The organism is Seonamhaeicola sp. NFXS20 (genome assembly GCF_049132085.1).
In the GTDB taxonomy this organism is placed as follows: domain Bacteria; phylum Bacteroidota; class Bacteroidia; order Flavobacteriales; family Flavobacteriaceae; genus Seonamhaeicola.
Genome location: NZ_JAFMPU010000015.1, coordinates 68114 through 84665, shown reverse-complemented (window position 1 = coordinate 84665; position 16552 = coordinate 68114). Strand labels below are relative to the sequence as shown.

Sequence of the window (16552 nt, the reverse complement as noted above, 5' to 3'; positions counted from 1 at the left end):
TATTTAAATCTTTAGAATTTACTTTATGGAATTATCATTGACAATGGTTTTCATCTCAACCTTCATTTCTTTTATGGCTGTTGACGATACTTTAACCTCTTTATTAAGCAAATTGTTCGCCATTTTTACAGCCATAGCTTTATTGCCACACTCATCATACAACTTGGCTTGTAAATACAGCGGATAAAACCTGGACGGAATCATATTATGAGCTTGCTTATATGCTAATTCTGATTTTTTGTACAGTTTGGTTCCTTTATAGGCGTCACCCAAAGCGGTTTGTATAATGGTGGTATTTAAATGTTGTGTTGCCTGATTTAAAATAGATATAGCTTCAGTATGTTTTTCTGCTAAAGACAATGTTTTTCCGTAATTCATTAAAAAATCACCGTCTTTTTTAAAAAGTGGATAAGCAGTTTCATATTCTTTTAAAACATCATCATAATTGTAATAGGGGCTTAACGCAAATTGCCAAGTTTTAAATCCTTCACTAAGTGTGCTGGCATACACCCCCACTTTAGTTACCCCCAGTATTGCTATTAACACAAATGACACCTTAGCAACTCTTAGAACAGTAGTATTTCGGGGTGTTTTTACGCAATTGAAATTCACATCCATACTAGCCAACATAGCCAGAGCAGTCACTCCTATCATTTTAATGGGCAATATTTGCATGGGGTATGAAAAACATGCAAAAGCACTAATAGCCAATAAGCATATTTTAAGAATATTAGAAATGTATATGTTTCCATGCGCTGCTTTTGTTTTAAATAGCAGAACGATAAGAACTATAAGAGACAAAAATCCCACTAAGCCATTTTCAACAACAAACTGCACAAACTCATTAAATGCATAATATGAATTATCTGCCATCATAGCCTCAGCCGTTTCGCCATGCTCAGCAAAATAATTGGCTTGGGCATCCATGTAGTGTGCTTTAAACCTATCGAAGCCAACGCCGACCACACGATTCTCTTTAATTATTTCAGAGGAAACTTTCCATATAAATAATCGCCCATCCGAAGACCCTTTTTTAAAATTATAAACACCAAATAGACTTAAGCCTAATACCACCAATAGACCTATAGAAAGCATTACTTTTTTAAAGCTTGAAATCTTAGAAAAAAGTTTTTTAAGATAACAGTACCTAAACTCTAATAGTATTATGGTAGTTATTGCAATGGCCAACCAAGACGCTCTGGATTGTGATGCGGGGACTACCAACAGAATGGCTATAACGGCTAGCAATAAGGTATATTCGAATATGTATTTTATTAACGTGTTTAGCCTTAATGAAGAAGAACGATTTACATATAAAAACTGCTTGAGAATTTGCTCCCTATATAGGTAACCACCAAAAGTTATCGGCCATACTGCTGTTAAAAAACCAGCAAAAGGTCCTGGGTTAAAAAAGCTTCCTGTCATTTTAAAGCCAGAATGGTTTGACTGGTAGTAACCCAGCAGCTGTAAGTTTCCGTAAACCGCTTGTATAACGCCAGAAAGCACTACCGCCAATAAAACCCAAATAAAATGCTTCACAGGCAAGTTCCTTAACACCACATACAAAAAACTTAAACCTAATAGTTCTATAAATCGAATTGAAAACCCGTAGTTAGATTGTAAAACATACCTATTAACACAGATAAAAACCAATAATAGAGCTAGTAAAACATCTAGGGTAGATATTTTTACTACCCGTTGTTTATTCTTGTTGACAACCATTTGAAGCACCCAGCAACTTAGTGTAACGATGAGCGCATAAAGAAAAAACACTGTTTTTGATGTTATGGTCGAATTAACGTAATCTGTCTGGTTTATTGAAGGAAGATATAAGAATAATAGAAAAAGGGTTAACAACAACCCTTTATAAAACAAACCATAATTTTTAAATAAATCCATCAATAATATTTAACAACACTATCGTAAACTATATAAAACTAACCCCGCATGGTTCTTTTTTATAATTGAACCCGAATTATACGATTCACGACAATCAGTAATTTCAAAACTTACTTCGACCATAATGGACAGAAGTATAGATTAATTAATTGTTGAGAGACTTATAGGTTCAAACCTACAAAATTAACATATTTTACAACGTAAATTATGATTTAAATCGTGTAAATTATGATTCAACTTGTATAAATTATCGTTCAAAATCAAATTAAACACTTCTATTTCAAATATTTACCAAAATATTTAAGATGTAGCGTTCCTATCTTAATCGTTCTAATGTCATTTACATGCCCCCGTATAGTGGGTAATGTCCATAAAAACCCCATGTAAATGACATTGCGAATCTAAGGGCAAAAGCAAGAGGGATAATTGGCTGCTTGATGTTACGCTTTTTGTTTTATTGACTATCAACAAATATTCGTATCTGCAATTTGTAATTTTTTGGAGTTACGTCAAATAAGCTGCCCCCTATTAATGGCATTTTTTCGCAGTAAAATCATGGAAATATGTTCTCTGCGATTATCTAAAAAAGGCAAATTCATTATCAAGTCTAAAAATATTGGTTTGTTATCAGTTTCATTTAAGCTCTTCATTTTCAACCAACACTTGGTAGGCTTCATCCAAGAACTCCCCTTCCTCAAAGGGCATCAGGCTACTGGCCAGTTCCAAGGTCTTGCGGATGTCCACTTCAAGTGCCTTGCTGTGGGGCGGACAATGGTTGTCCCCTTGGGTGGCCAGGACACAGACATTGATCAGTGCTTCGATGGTTGTAAATAAATCCGAGTAACCATCGAAATACACAAACGATGGCATGAACTCACCTTTTCGGGACTGTGAGGGGCGCAGCACATTAAGCTTGCCTTTAGCTCCCTTTTTCAGTTTCTTTAATTGTTTTTTCTTTTTCATAAGGCAATCCATTTTCTTTTATTATTTCTTCCAGACATTCCATTTCTTCGAACGGGATCAGCTGTAGGATATGCTCCAGTGCCGTTTGGATGTTGACATGGGGCTGGGGAATCAGCCTACCGAACCTAGTATCGGCGTATTCCAAGGCTATGATGCAGACCTTCATGATCCCCGCTATATCATAAAGGATATCCGAAAGTCCAATCACCATGAAATCTGTTTTGTAATAATATTTATCTGAACCTGGACTTAACCTGTACATCTTTTTATCGACCAGTTCATTAATTTTTTCCAGGATTAAACCATCTTTTCTAGGGGAATCATCCGCTGTTTCTGTTTTTAAAGCTTTATCGCCTTTATTGTCCGTTCCATCAATCCGTTGTCTGCAATGGTCAAGGTGTTTGCTGTACAAGCCTTCAACTGCTTTGATAAAAGCATTGAATTCGGAACGTATTCTGTCAATCTGTGATTCACTTATTTGGTATTCGTCGCCATACCGTGCCACACTATAGGCATGTTCCAATAGGAGCAGCAATTCGTTGTTGTCCATTTTTGAAACTTCTGAAAAGGGTCTAAGTTCAGGAAAGAAGGGTTCACAATATTTGATATGGCTGATGATACTGTGGGTGGTTTTGCTTTTCCCGAGGCACATTTGCTCAATAAGCCGAAAGCCAAGCTCAAAAGCTTGGTGAAGGTTGAAAGTAGCAATGCAAAATTGTTTCTCGGAAAAAAGTCCGTCGGCCGCTTTGACAAAGGCATTGATTTTCCGCATTTCTGCATTGAAGTACCGAACAGTCCTTTTTAGCAGCTTATTTACTGGCAGGCTTTGGTAATCCAGAGTGGTCTCCCCTTCGGAATTCGCATATATGGTAAAGCCCAAACAGCAATGCTCCACAAAATAAAGACTGCCACGCTCCAAAGCGGTTTCCGATGTGGCTTCGGTGTATACCCGTACTTTAAATTCGGGGTATTCCTTTTCCATTTTAAAAATAAGGTTTATGACCTCATTGGGGATAGGGTCGATATTGGCATCGACAAACGCCGTTATAAAATAATAAGGGCTTCCCCCTTCGTTTTGGAGCTCTGATAAAAATATGATATCAAAGGTCAGCATATTGAGCATGCTGTCCAGTAAATCTGATAGTTTTTCTTCCTGTCCAAAATTATCCGGTATGTTAATGTAGTTCTTCATGGTTATAAGTTTTAAGTGTTACCGTTGATTTATAAGTTGATGGATCTTAGCCTTGGGTATGCTGCTTTTTACCAGCTCCCTGAATCCCATGCGTTCCCAAACAACACCTTCGCTTAATCTTAAGACTTCTTCAAAGCAGCCTGTTTGGGAGGTTACAAAGGAAACGAGGTCAAAAGGGATGTCAGTTTCACGGATATCATTATACTTCCTGTCGATCCTGAGTATGGCATACCTTGAATGTGCATAGTCATTTGAAAATATCGGCCATTCAAAATATTTAATGATGGCAATGGGCTCTTGGCTATTGATAATTTCTTTTATAAGTTTGGAATCCATTCGATTTCCCTTTTGGTTTCTATAAAGGAACTATTGAATTTTGGTGTACCGAACCAACAGCACTTGTAGATTACCAATGATATCTGATATTTTACCAATACTATTTATAGATTTTCTACTATCTTTACGTATCGAACACATGTAATTAGTATTATATTTGAGTTATGGAAACAGCAACAAAACCAAATCATATCGGCAGAAAGATTAGCCGAATAAGGGAATTACGGGGGATGAAACAGGAAGCCCTCGCCATGGAACTTGGCATTAGCCAACAAAGTGTTTCACTGATGGAACAAAGTGAAATTATCGAAGATGAAAAACTGGAACAGGTGGCTAAAGTTTTAGGGGTAACTAAAGAAGCTATCGAAAGTTTTAATGAGGAAATGGCAATTAACTACTTTAATAATTTCAATGATAGCAGTGCGGGCACTTTCAATAGTCACTGTACTTTTAATCCCCTCGATAAACTTATGGAATCCCATGAAGAGAATAAAAAACTCTACGAACGTTTATTGAAAACTGAACAAGATAAAATTGCTTATCTAGAAAAGCTTTTGAAAGAAAAATAAATTTCCTCAATATAAATATTCTACTGAAAAGGGAATTGTTTCAAACAGCTCCCTTTTTTATGCCCTGGATTTTGACAGGCCTTAATTTAGGACTTTAACTGGAAGAGCTGTCGTACCTCCAGGTAGTCCCGTTCAAAGTTAGCTTGTATCTCCGCATCATTATACGATGTCTCGGTGGTGGAAATTCCCTAAGAATGCTGGGGTTTTAAGCTTTACCTTACGGTCCTTTCAATCTGCAAAAGCGATAAACTCACCTTCCTTCAACCGAAAGAACACATCCGAACGTGTTTTGCCGACCTCCTTATCGCCCCTACTGATCCTGGCATCAAAATCCAGACTGTTCTGGCTTTTGCTGATTGTGGCCCTAGGTTTCTTCACGATTTCAAAAACAATATTTTTGGTTTAAAGAAGAGTTTCCTTTCAATGCACTCCTCAAAAAAAAAAAAAAACGGCAGGGTATTGAAAGGAAATTTGTGCTATAAATATAATTCAAACTGAATATAGCCTCCTATTTAATTAGGCTTACTATACATGTTGCCTGCCTTTTAAAATAATAGTGTGAGAACTTTGACTGTGGTTTTTGCTGCAAAAAATAGCCTGTTTACAATGGATTTCAAAAGATTTGCTGCAACCCCCTGAAAACCAGCACAATTAAAACAAACACAAATAACTGATATTCAGGTGGTTAAATATAAAAATCAAACCGTAACACCGCAACGCGTGTTACCCTCTTGCTATTCGATTTCGTTCGCTGCAGGCGAACAAAATTTTCATACAACCTAACTGAAAAAGTCAGTTGCTTTTCACTGTATTCCAGCTCTTTTATAGGTATTGATTGGGGCGCAAAACGAACCGCCGTTAGGTTCCAAATACTTGGTTTTGGCACCAAAAATATGGTTTTGGGAAAAGTGCAACTTTTGAAAAGAAAAAAGCCCCCTGAAAAGGAGGCCGCTTTGTTTAAAGTTAAATGGTGTTTTATATCCTAAAAGTAAACTTATAACGGTATAAATTCCGTGTCGCTTCTTCTTCCAAAACCGATTGATAGTTCAAATGGTGCTTTAGTACATAGGCTTTTAGCGAGTTGCCAAATTTGTGTTCAATATCAGCTTTTGATGTCTGCATCAATCGCTCTTGCGTCTCGCCATCCAAATTGGTATAATTCAAATAGATCATGGTTCTGTATTTTAAATTAGTCCATTATCGGCGAAGCTGAAAAAACCACCCTCTGGCGTAACGATGATATGATCCAGTACTTTGATGTCCAACAGTTTGGAAGCTTTTACGATTTTCTCCGTAATCTGCTTGTCCATATCACTGGGCTTTAATTTATTCGAAGGGTGGTTGTGGCATAAAATTATTCCCGTTGCCAGGGCTTTCAATGCAATGGCGAACAACAGGCGGACATCGACCAAAGTGCCGGTCATACCGCCAGTGGATAATTGATAGATACCTTTCACCTTATTGGCATTATTGAGCAGTACCACTTTAAAAGATTCGTAGACCGCGATTGTGTTTTTGTCCCAATGTCCATAAATGACCTCATGGGCCGTTTTCGAGCTGGTTATGGCTACCGAAGTTTTTAATTGCTCCTTGTAGCTTATCTGTATTTCGTTAACTTTGCTTTTCATGAGCTTCAATTTTTGAAGTTTAAAACCAAAAGAGGGTGCTGAGTTAAAAGGGAGCACCCTCTTGTTTTTAGGGCTATTTACTCAGCAAAAGGATTTCAGAAGCCACCACTTCGGTAACATAGCGTTTTACGCCCTCCTTGTCGTCATAGGAACGGGAGGTCAGTTTCCCCTCAATGGCAATCTCCTTGCCCTTGCCAACATACTTCTCGATAATATCGGCGGTCTTGCCCCAAGCGACAATCGTATGCCAATGGGTTTCGTTCTGTCTTTCGCCTTTGGAGTTTTTGTAGTTCTCATTGGTAGCCAGTGAAATTCGGGCAACTTTTTTACCGCTGTCCAACTTGGTAACGGCAGGTTCTTGGCCTACGTTCCCAATCAACTGTACTTTGTTTCTTAATGTACTCATGGTTAAAAAATTTAAAAGGTTAATAAATGCCCCTTGTTTAGATTTCAATTGAACTTGAATTTTAAGGGGTGCTTTGTTCAGTTCTCTCTAAAAGAGGACCATGTTTGGGCTGGGTTTTGTCAAGACTTTTATCAAAAGTTCAGGAGTGTCTGCGACGTAGCAAAATCCTTGGATTTTCAAGGAAGTAGAAACCTTAAGTTTTGATAAAATCCGCATGGTCTTGACAAGTTCCACAATAGCCTTAGGCCTTCTTATGAACCCCATGGCGACCTGCGGGTACGGGAAGTTGAGCAAAGGGCGGTATGGCGGTTCATGATAGAAGTACCTTGGGCTATGCCTGGTTTTTGCTGTACCAAAAACCAACAAAGGCCCCAAACATTACAAACCCCTTAAAATGCTTTGACAGCTGTGGTATTTTTGAGAACTGGCGAGCAAAGTCCCGAGAAGGCTTTGCCAACAGGGCGGTCAAGAAAATGCCAGAGCTGGCTTTCCTTATTATGTTTTTAAATCAAAAATATTAACCCTTTCCTTTTTTGTTAGGGCTGGGCGGTGGCAGCGGACTCTGGCTTAAAATCAAAACTCCGTACCAATTAAATACGCTTTTGATATTAAGCTTGTGTCCAAGATAGTTTTGTGAAGTGCTTTTCCCGAAATGGAGCTTGTCGGTATGCATAGAAACGTACTGAAAATATTATTTAAATTATCTGTATCTGGCTCGCATCTTGCGTGAGGGGTAGCAGCGGCATCCTTTTGCGGTTCATAAAACCACAAAAGATATAGCGGATGACCCGACCCGCTTGCATTTTTCCTTCAAAAAAATGCAAGTGGAGTCACGCCAAAATGGAATTAAAACTACCCTATTCTGTAGCCTTACCCAATCTGTAGCCTTCCCTAATTTTAGACACAAAAACTATTAATCATACGTTTACACCTTCCCTTATTCCTTCCTGCTTTCCACGGATGTAAAGAACCATTATTAATACAAAAATCTGCTAGGTTTCAACATGTAAACCTCTAATATTTGGAAACTACTTTAATGTAAGATTCACCTACTTCTCTCGAAGAAATAAGGTTTTTATTAAGTAAATTATCAACAAATTCTAAATTTATTTTTGTCTTACTCAACCTTGTTCTTTTTCTTGGAATCAACAAACGACCAAAAGGAGCAGTTAATTTTGTGACTAAAGTTTTTGCCTCGGATGATGTTAAATTATTTGATTGTAAATTAAACAATTTAACTCTATCAAGATTAGAATCACTTTGACCAAAAAGTCCATTTACAAAATCAAAAGATAATGATTTATATGAATAATTTGATAGTAATTCAACAATCAAACTAGATAGTGACTTATTACCCAAAATGTATTCTTCATCTAATTTATCAAACAACTCCCCCTTTTGTTTAGACGATAAGAATTCAGAACTAAATAAGCTTTTATAATCTTCTTCATCTAACTCATAATCCTCAAAAGATTGAATAAATTTTGTAAAATGTAATTCTATAAGGAGAATATTAAAATCAACAAAGTTTTCTTTTAATTTATCATAATTCTCTATGGTAAGGTTAAGCTTTTTACTTCTAATTAACCACTCAACCTTATTAGAGTCTAACTCATCAAAGCTTAAACTGTCCCATGTATGTGGAGTACTAGGAACAAAATTAACAAATGAATCAAAGTCTAAATCATTACAATTAAGTATTGATAGAGTTAATTCCTTCTTATATTCATAATCCTCATTTATAATTGATAACGATGACTTGTTTAATTCTTCATAGACATTTTCTTTGTTGAGATAGTTTATAAGTATTGAATCTAAATTTTTTGTTTCATAAGATTTATAATAGCTAGACACGTTATTCCATGAAACTTTAACTGATTCATTTGATATAAGTTTTTCTTTTACCTCTATTTCATCAATTTTTGATAAATCAGATATTGAAGTAATCGAATATAGAATAATTGCATCTTTTATATTTAAGCTCAAATCTTTATTGTTTAACAATAAAATTAAAGCTTCTTCGGATTCTTCATGATTGCTTTCTAAATTCAAAAAGACATCATTAACGTATTCTTCAATATTATTATTTACTTTCTTTATTAAATCTGTGTTTTTTGAATTAATAATTGTCGTGAAATTCTTTTCAAGAACTTCAGCATCTTTTAAATATTTATTATTTTTTTTTAGAATTAATTTAATATTGTTAAGATTCAATTTATAGAATTCGTTCTCTAACAGAAAAGTAAACATATCTTTATGTTCAACTTTAGGAACTTCTAATTTTTCAAATTCTAAATCTAATTCAGAAATAGCTTTCTTTGTTTTCTCGCGGTCTTCAAATGAGGACAAAAGAGCTAAAGGGTTACTCTTCTCAGCCAAATATAATTTTAGATTAGAAGATAATGATAAACTCCATAAATCTCCTACATTACAGTTATCAAATATTAATTTTAAATACTTGTCTTTTTGACTTTCTGTGAATTTGGCTTCTTCAACATATTTCCAAAAATCACGCCAGCTAGATAATGATTTTATGATTTCGCTAACCTGCTGTCCTTTATCAATATATTCGTCTAAAAACTTAGTAGCTAACTCTTTTTTATTAGAAATCTGTTTAATAATAGCATTACATTTTCTTTTGTACTTACTATTATTCTTGAATATAAAATCTACCAAATCAAAATTTAAAATAGCTTCTTTTTTAAAATATTCAGTATCTAACCTCTTTACGATAGCTTCAACTTTTTCTAATCGATAGTTAAACGAATTTGGTATTTGACTTTTAACACTTTGCATGAATTCATTATCACTTCTTGTCATACTAATACCATGGAAATATGAAATATAATCGTAATAGTTCTCATCAATGTAACCATTTCGCAAAAGAAAAATTGTAAGCTTATCTTTTGACGACTCGCTTCCAAGAATATCCATTAAATTAATTTCTTCAAATAACTGTTTTAAAGTATAATTTTGAACTTCCCCCTTTTCTTCCTTTAGCTTTTTTATCTCATCATTTATCGAATAGACTTCATTAAAATTAGTTGAATTCACATAAGACAATCTTTTTTCAAAGCTACGTTCTGAATCAACAGACAATTCTAAACTATTAAATGATTTATCTGAATTTATATTTAATATTCTATCATAAACCGCATCATACCGTTTATAAACGAACCTCTTCAACTCTTTAAACTCCTCAAATACTTCATCTTCCATTAATTCTTCCAAAGAATAATATTTTGAATTGACTCTAATTGAAACCGGTTTATCCAAAACCTTATTTAATTCGTTTATATATATGGCTTTCAATTCTTCTACTCTTTTTATTCCTTCACTCTCAATATTCAATACATTTTCACCTAATCTCTCAATTTCCTTTTCAATTTCATTAACCCTTTCCTTTATGTACTGATTTTTATTACTTAATATATTATATAATTTACCTTCACTATTATGTAGTTCGACAAAATCGTCAGGTCTCATGTTTTTATAAACAATCATACCTAAAAGATTGTCCTGAATTAGTTTTGAACTTAAGTTACTTCTGTATATAACATATTCATTACATATGTTATTTAATAAACGCATGTCATCTATAAATAATGCTATATCGTCAATAAATTTCAGGGTTGGTTTTTTGTCGAATCCAAATGAAGCTATCCGTTCCCTTAATTTTTCGTTTGAGTTAGATTTATTAATTATTGGAATTACTGGTACTAAAAAATCAAAAAACTTAGTTCGGTCTTTTCCTGTAAAGATATCATCTCTTACAGCATATAGGAAAACCACATCTCCTTTTCGCTGTTCTGAATTATTTAATAAAGTATTAATCTCACGCAATTTTGTAAAAATCTCTACACTTTCAAATCTATCCAAATCCTCTATAACAACAACATTATAATAATTTCTTTCAAAGAAGTAAATAAGTTCATCTAAGTATTGATTTAATATTGATTTATCAATATCCTTACCTAATTCTAGTTCTCCTTTTATACTTACTTTACTAATTTTCGAATTATTTAAAACTCTAATTATGTTCTTTGCCAATAAAGCAACACCTAAAAAAAAGAGGATAAACACTATTAATGCTTGAAAATCTAACTCAATAATTCTCCATGTCCAGTTTGCTGGATTAAGCTTTTGCAAATAATTAAAACTAAATATGATTAGAGCACTTAAAAACCAAATAGCAAACCATAGAGAAAATTTAACAAGTTGTCCTGTTGTAATATTTTTAATTCTTTTAAAACGAGAATCTGGAATTTTTTCAGATTTTACATGATAAAAAATTTGTTGAAGAATGCTCAGTTCTAATTGTCTATCTAAATCTTTATTTTTATTTAAATTGGCTTTCTCAAAACTTGCTAAAGAAACCTTTAAAAAGCTAAATTTACCTTTTGTTGTTTCTTCAAAAGTTTTAATTAAGCTACTTTTTCCAGAACCGTATGAACCTGTTAAAGCAATATTATTTATGCCTTTATCTTCAACTCCTTTTGTTAGTGCTTCTAAGTAAATTTTTACTTTATCAGGGTTTAACGACTTTGGAGATAAAGAGTCAAACAAGCTAACATTATTTTGTTCTTGATTTTCATTTTTATTTGAAAACACAACCTTTAAATCTTTTAGAAAATTTTTAGAAATCTCCCACGCACTTTTTAATCTATCTCCCATTGGTAAATTAGTTTGCTTCTAACAAATCAAAAACCTAACCACTTTAAGAAAATTCAACATTTAGCTTAACAATTTTGAAAACCAACCTTTTGCAATGTCAATATGGCAGAAAACACAAATTAAAAAGCGTTAACCCCAATTGAATAAAGATAACACAATTAATTTTTTTACATCCAATTAGAGTAATCCTTAAAACCAAATGAGTTCCCTCAAAAACCAAAGCTTTTGCTGCAAAACAATCTGCATCTGCAAAAGGTTTTACACAATTCGTAGATGAGCTTTTTGTCCTTTTGGTATTGAAGCAATTTTAGTTTCCTCCTTACATAAAACATCTTTCAATTTCCCCATATCCTTACTTATTTTCTTTTCAACTACTCTGGCATACCTCTGGGTAGTCGACAATTTAGTGTGTCCTAATAGTTTAGACACCGTTTCAAATGGAACATCGTTAAGCAGGGTAATTGTTGTTGCAAAGGTGTGCCTGGCTACATGAAACGTAAGGTGTTTGTTTACCCCTGCAAGCTTTGCAATGGTTTTTAAATGTTTATTGACCTTCTGATTGGAAATTACGGGTAAAAGTCTGTTTTGATTAATGTGGTTTGGATAATTAGCATAACGCTTCAAAACTTCTTTAGCCTGGCGCAATAAAGGGACTTTTACTGTTGTTTTGGTCTTCTTTCGCTTAATATCAATCCATAAATCCCCATCAACACCTTCTACTATATCATCTTTTTTAAGCAATTCAACCTCGGTATAGGTTAAGCCTGTATAACAAGAGAACAAGAACAAATCCCTTACAAGTAGTAAACCTGGCTCCTTTAACTTAACAGACCTTAATTTATTTAGCTCTTTTAATTCCAGAAAGGCGCTATCATAATCATCATACCTTAAACTATACAGATTAAAAGGGTTGGTCGTAAAGCACCCAAATTTAACAGCAATATTGATTAGTTTTTGAAACCGTTCCATGTGTTTCATAACACCGTTATTGTTCAATGGTTGTGAAGACCTTAGCGGCTTACAGGTTCTTAAATAATTTTCAAAATCTACAATAAAGAGGTAATCGATAAAGTGCAACTGGATATCGCTGGTTATATATTGATGTTGTATAAACCGTTTAAGATACTTTTCCGTAGCTCCATAGTTTTTTAAAGTGCCTTTTGATAATTTTGGCGCTTCAACTTCCTTGTGGTAAGTTATAATATCGGATAGCTTATCAAAAGTCTTATCCTTTCCCAAATAACGGAGTTTAATTTTCTGGGAAGTTATGGGCCGACCTTCGGAATACAGTTGTCTATGGCAATCCATTAAATCGGCATAAACATCATCCAAATACAAGTTTATACTCTGTGCGCCTTTAACCCGTGGATTAAGTCTTGAAGATTCCGAGCACCAATGGGTTTCCAAGGTTGTACGCTTAACACTGATGTCCGCACTTTTTCCATCGACACGGATACGTGCATAAATAGGAATTTGTCCGTCGCTTTTGATTGCTGTCTTTTTCAGCCAAAAGCCAATACTGAATGATTTTGTGGTTTTCATTACTTTTCACTTTAGTTAAACAATGATTAAAGTGAAAGTCAAATCTCTGGAAAGTCCCGTAGGAAAGACAATTTACGAAATCCATCTCAAATGAATAGGACACCCTATAGGACATCTTTAGCAATGAATTCGTATGAAATCAATTGAAAACAATAAACATTAAATTCCTGAAAATCATTTATTTAATGTTTATTTAGTTTTCAATAAATCAATTTTGTCGGGGTGGCAGGCCTATTCTTAAGGTCTCCTACCCTTATTACTACTGTTATTCTTTAAATTTCATTTGTTTGTGTACACCTGATTGCACACTAAAACTAAAAAAAGAACTTTGGAGATATAATTTGAACTCCTATGATATTATAAAGGTATGAAAATTATTGAATATTAACTTTGAAGGACTTAATCAGTATTTATTTTATTTAATTAAAACCTGTTTTATCTTCTTTTCTAACCAAGAAAATCAAGTTTTTCCATTTCATAATAGATTCCTGTTTCTATATAATCAAGAATTTTTATAATCTTTTTAAATGCTAATAGTCCATATTAGTTTAGATACTTAAAGTTTAGCAACTCGCTACATTATTTAGGTTAATATCTCACATCCCTATTATTAACTCTTTGGCTTTATCCAACGTATATGCTCCGTCCACTTCTTTCTTGTCAAAAATCATAAAGTAAGCAAAGTCATTGCCTGCTTGCTTTTCCCATTCGTTTCCAAGTCGGCATTTTGCAGCACTGTCGGCATTATCCAAATGGTCGCCTTTCGTTTCTACTAAAATCGTTTTTCCCGATTTTGTCCGCATAATGAAGTCAGGGTAGTGGTTGGCTTTAAAGCCGTTGATGTAAAAACCTTTTCCACGTTCTAAATTCCTATGCCACCATTCAATGTTTGAAGATGTACCGAGTTCCATTGCTACTCGTTCTTCAAAATTGTTCATTGAGCCTTCTTTTTCGTAAAGTGAGTTACCAATCGAAGAACCTGTATTTCCTGGAACTATCTCTTTGCTTAAATTCCAATTGCCTTTGGTACTGATTCTTTTCGATTTGATTAAATCCATAAAACGTCCTTCTGCATACGCATCAGCCAATTGTCTAATCTTGGTTTTTATTTTGTCCGTATAGCTCCATTTACGTACCAAAATATCTCTTAGTTGCTCAGTAGTCATACTGTTGAGAATTCGACCAATGTAAACCTTGATTTCTTGGTCAGGAATTGGGTACATATTTCCGATAATCTGCATCATTTGATGTGTGATATCGGTTATCTGATTTTCCTTTGGTTTTGCTAAAATGTATTCGGCAATTGGGTCTTTCACCAAATTATCTTCAATCTTTGTGAATGAAGGTCTATACTCGTTTTTCTTTGCTTCTTCCAAGTCAATTTTGTATAAGTCCGAAGAAATTTTGTCAAAGTCAATTTTAGTGTCTTCGTCTGATAGCTTGAAGTCTTTGAGCAAAGATTCTCTATTCAGTAATTCTTCATCTGTTCCAAAAATGTCGCTTGCAGTTACTTTGATGAAGAACTGCGGGAACTCGATTTTGTCTATAAACTCCTTGTAGGCTTCTTTGACCTTGTAGCGTTTTACTTTATCACCCATTTCTTGAAAAATATTTTCGTCAACAGGCTGTTGTTCCTGTTCTTTTATTTGTTCTTCTAATTGTCGGTTCTGTTCTTCCGCTAATGCTTCAATTTCTTCAATTACCGTTGTAGATTCGGTTTCTTCTTCAACTGCATTTGGGTCAAACGTTACTCGATTGGTGTCAATGTTTTCATCTTCTTCTTGTTCCGTTTGTTGTTCAGGGAAAAGGAAAGATTCCACTGGGTCAGCAGTAACCGTTTTCTTTTCTTCTTCTGTCATCTTATCGACTTTGCGATAATCTTTTTCGCTGAATCCCGATTCTTGCAAACCTTTTACAATGCTTTGCAAAGTCTCGTTGAATTTGGCAGAAGCCGTCAAAACATAAGAAAGATTTAATTGAAAAGACTTGTGTCTTTGTACATATGGCTGACGCAATACACGACCTAAAATCTGTTCTACATCTACAGCACTCGATTTGTCTGCCAAGGAAGCTAAGATGTAAGCGAAAGGACAATCCCAACCTTCTTTCAAGGCGTTGATCGTTATTATATAGCGGACTTCACATTCCTTGCTCATTAGGTCCACGCCTTTTAGCTCGTCAATGTTGGCGGTTTTGATCTTTATTTGATTTTCCGGAATGCCCAAACCAAGTAACTGCTCTTTTAGTTTTTCAAAAGTTGTATTATCATTTTTTGTCTTGGGTTGTGCCTGGAACAAAACTATGGGCCTAATGTATTTACCGCCGTCGACCTCTTGCTGTTTCGCCAAATTCTCCAATTTGCGCTGTAAGTGCAAGGCATTATTGATGACTTCCGTTTTGTCGTGGTTGTTATACACGATTACGGGAAGTTTCACCATGTGTTCCTTTTTTAATTCTATGGCCGGGACAAGGCTTACAATATTGCTATTTTCTTTAGGTGTTGCCGTTAAATCTAAAATAAAGGATGGATTTAGGTTCTTGAGCATGTCCACACTCAATTCACTTTCGGCATTGTGGCTTTCGTCCACTACCAAAACGGGGTTGAGATAACGCAAAACATTGATTAATGCCGTGTCGTCTATACCTTCTAAAATATGTTCATCGTTCTTAAACTGGGAGACAAAAGAATCAAGCTGTCCGTTTTCTTGATAAACCTTTCGATCTTCCTTCTTTCTTGCCCGTAAACTGGCAAAGCTCACTACAAAAATGCTCAACTGGTCTTTTACCACTGTTGGGTTAAAGTTGGAGCCTTGTAACAAATCTTCTTTTTGATACACTTCTACCCGGTGGTTAAAAAGGGCATTAAGTTTTTGCCGGTATGGATGTTCGGGATTGGAAAGTGCATCTACGGTCTGCTGCAATAGGTTACTCCACGGTACCAGCCAAATAACTACTTTCGGTTTGCTGGAATCGTAAGCCTGAAAAATGGAATGTAAGGCATTGACCGCTATAAAGGTTTTACCTCCTGCGGTCGGTACCTTAACGCATACGTGGGCTGCATTCGGGATGTTGTTTTTATAGGGTTGCATCCCTGTTCCATCCAATGGGTTGTACGGACCAATCTTGTCTTCCCAATATTGGTTGAAGGCTTTGCGTAAATCCTTGTATTCCTGAACATAGTTCAAGTATTCTTCAAGGTCTTCGATGACCTTTTGTTGATAACTTTTTAATTCCATATTCTACTATTTTAACGTGCACAATAAGCTGCCATTTCTTGTGCACACCCTATTTCTTTGCACAACAAAACGCCATTTCTTGTGCATACTTTGATTCTTTGCACAAC

The 16552-nt window shown here is 34.8% G+C and carries 10 protein-coding genes; 1 reads left to right on the top strand and 9 read right to left on the bottom strand.

Annotation, left to right across the window (positions count from 1 at the left end; translation table 11 throughout):
* Window positions 1–18: 18 nt before the first annotated feature.
* The 4 genes from J1D01_RS16420 to J1D01_RS16405 all read right to left on the bottom strand — a co-directional run bounded on the left by J1D01_RS16420 (window position 19) and on the right by J1D01_RS16405 (window position 4390).
* The gene (locus tag J1D01_RS16420) at window positions 19–1899 is read right to left on the bottom strand and encodes an O-antigen ligase family protein (protein WP_421151611.1); all 1881 of its coding nucleotides are present in this window, start codon (window positions 1897–1899) and stop codon (window positions 19–21) included.
* A 633-nt stretch (window positions 1900–2532) separates the two neighbouring features.
* The gene (locus J1D01_RS16415) at window positions 2533–2862 is read right to left on the bottom strand and encodes a hypothetical protein (protein ID WP_421151610.1); all 330 of its coding nucleotides are present in this window, start codon (window positions 2860–2862) and stop codon (window positions 2533–2535) included.
* Window positions 2819–4054: a HEPN domain-containing protein gene (locus J1D01_RS16410; protein ID WP_421151609.1), complete on the bottom strand. Its 1236-nt coding sequence runs from the start codon at window positions 4052–4054 to the stop codon at window positions 2819–2821. Before J1D01_RS16410 ends, J1D01_RS16415 begins: the two co-directional genes overlap by 44 nt.
* 18 nt (window positions 4055–4072) lie before the next feature.
* The gene (locus tag J1D01_RS16405; RefSeq protein ID WP_421151608.1) at window positions 4073–4390 is read right to left on the bottom strand and encodes a hypothetical protein; all 318 of its coding nucleotides are present in this window, start codon (window positions 4388–4390) and stop codon (window positions 4073–4075) included.
* 164 nt (window positions 4391–4554) lie between these two features.
* On the opposite strand from J1D01_RS16405, the gene J1D01_RS16400 reads away from it, so the two are divergent.
* On the top strand, window positions 4555–4959 hold the full coding sequence (locus J1D01_RS16400) for a helix-turn-helix domain-containing protein (RefSeq protein WP_421151607.1): 405 nt from the start codon (window positions 4555–4557) through the stop codon (window positions 4957–4959).
* A gap of 1184 nt (window positions 4960–6143) precedes the next feature.
* Here the strand turns inward: J1D01_RS16400 and J1D01_RS16395 are convergent.
* The 5 genes from J1D01_RS16395 to J1D01_RS16375 form a co-directional block, all read right to left on the bottom strand.
* Window positions 6144–6587, bottom strand: coding sequence for a JAB domain-containing protein (locus J1D01_RS16395; protein WP_076698201.1), 444 nt, complete (start codon window positions 6585–6587; stop codon window positions 6144–6146).
* A 73-nt stretch (window positions 6588–6660) separates the two neighbouring features.
* On the bottom strand, window positions 6661–6993 hold the full coding sequence (locus J1D01_RS16390) for a single-stranded DNA-binding protein (RefSeq protein ID WP_421151606.1): 333 nt from the start codon (window positions 6991–6993) through the stop codon (window positions 6661–6663).
* Between the two features lie 1014 nt (window positions 6994–8007).
* On the bottom strand, window positions 8008–11667 hold the full coding sequence (locus J1D01_RS16385; protein WP_421151605.1) for a hypothetical protein: 3660 nt from the start codon (window positions 11665–11667) through the stop codon (window positions 8008–8010).
* A 258-nt stretch (window positions 11668–11925) separates the two neighbouring features.
* A complete protein-coding gene (locus J1D01_RS16380; protein ID WP_421151604.1) occupies window positions 11926–13209 on the bottom strand; it encodes a site-specific integrase in 1284 nt (427 codons plus the stop codon).
* A 596-nt stretch (window positions 13210–13805) separates the two neighbouring features.
* Complete coding sequence (locus J1D01_RS16375; RefSeq protein WP_421151603.1) at window positions 13806–16445, bottom strand: DEAD/DEAH box helicase; 2640 nt, start codon at window positions 16443–16445, stop codon at window positions 13806–13808.
* Between the last annotated feature and the right edge of the window lie 107 nt (window positions 16446–16552).

Bases quoted from the DNA above. Each gene is read 5' to 3' on its own strand.
- J1D01_RS16420 (WP_421151611.1), bottom strand. From the start codon at position 1,899: ATGGATTTATTTAAAAATTATGGTTTGTTTTATAAAGGGTTGTTGTTA.
- J1D01_RS16415 (WP_421151610.1), bottom strand. From the start codon at position 2,862: ATGAAAAAGAAAAAACAATTAAAGAAACTGAAAAAGGGAGCTAAAGGC.
- J1D01_RS16410 (WP_421151609.1), bottom strand. From the start codon at position 4,054: ATGAAGAACTACATTAACATACCGGATAATTTTGGACAGGAAGAAAAA.
- J1D01_RS16405 (WP_421151608.1), bottom strand. From the start codon at position 4,390: ATGGATTCCAAACTTATAAAAGAAATTATCAATAGCCAAGAGCCCATT.
- J1D01_RS16400 (WP_421151607.1), top strand. From the start codon at position 4,555: ATGGAAACAGCAACAAAACCAAATCATATCGGCAGAAAGATTAGCCGA.
- J1D01_RS16395 (WP_076698201.1), bottom strand. From the start codon at position 6,587: ATGAAAAGCAAAGTTAACGAAATACAGATAAGCTACAAGGAGCAATTA.
- J1D01_RS16390 (WP_421151606.1), bottom strand. From the start codon at position 6,993: ATGAGTACATTAAGAAACAAAGTACAGTTGATTGGGAACGTAGGCCAA.
- J1D01_RS16385 (WP_421151605.1), bottom strand. From the start codon at position 11,667: ATGGGAGATAGATTAAAAAGTGCGTGGGAGATTTCTAAAAATTTTCTA.
- J1D01_RS16380 (WP_421151604.1), bottom strand. From the start codon at position 13,209: ATGAAAACCACAAAATCATTCAGTATTGGCTTTTGGCTGAAAAAGACA.
- J1D01_RS16375 (WP_421151603.1), bottom strand. From the start codon at position 16,445: ATGGAATTAAAAAGTTATCAACAAAAGGTCATCGAAGACCTTGAAGAA.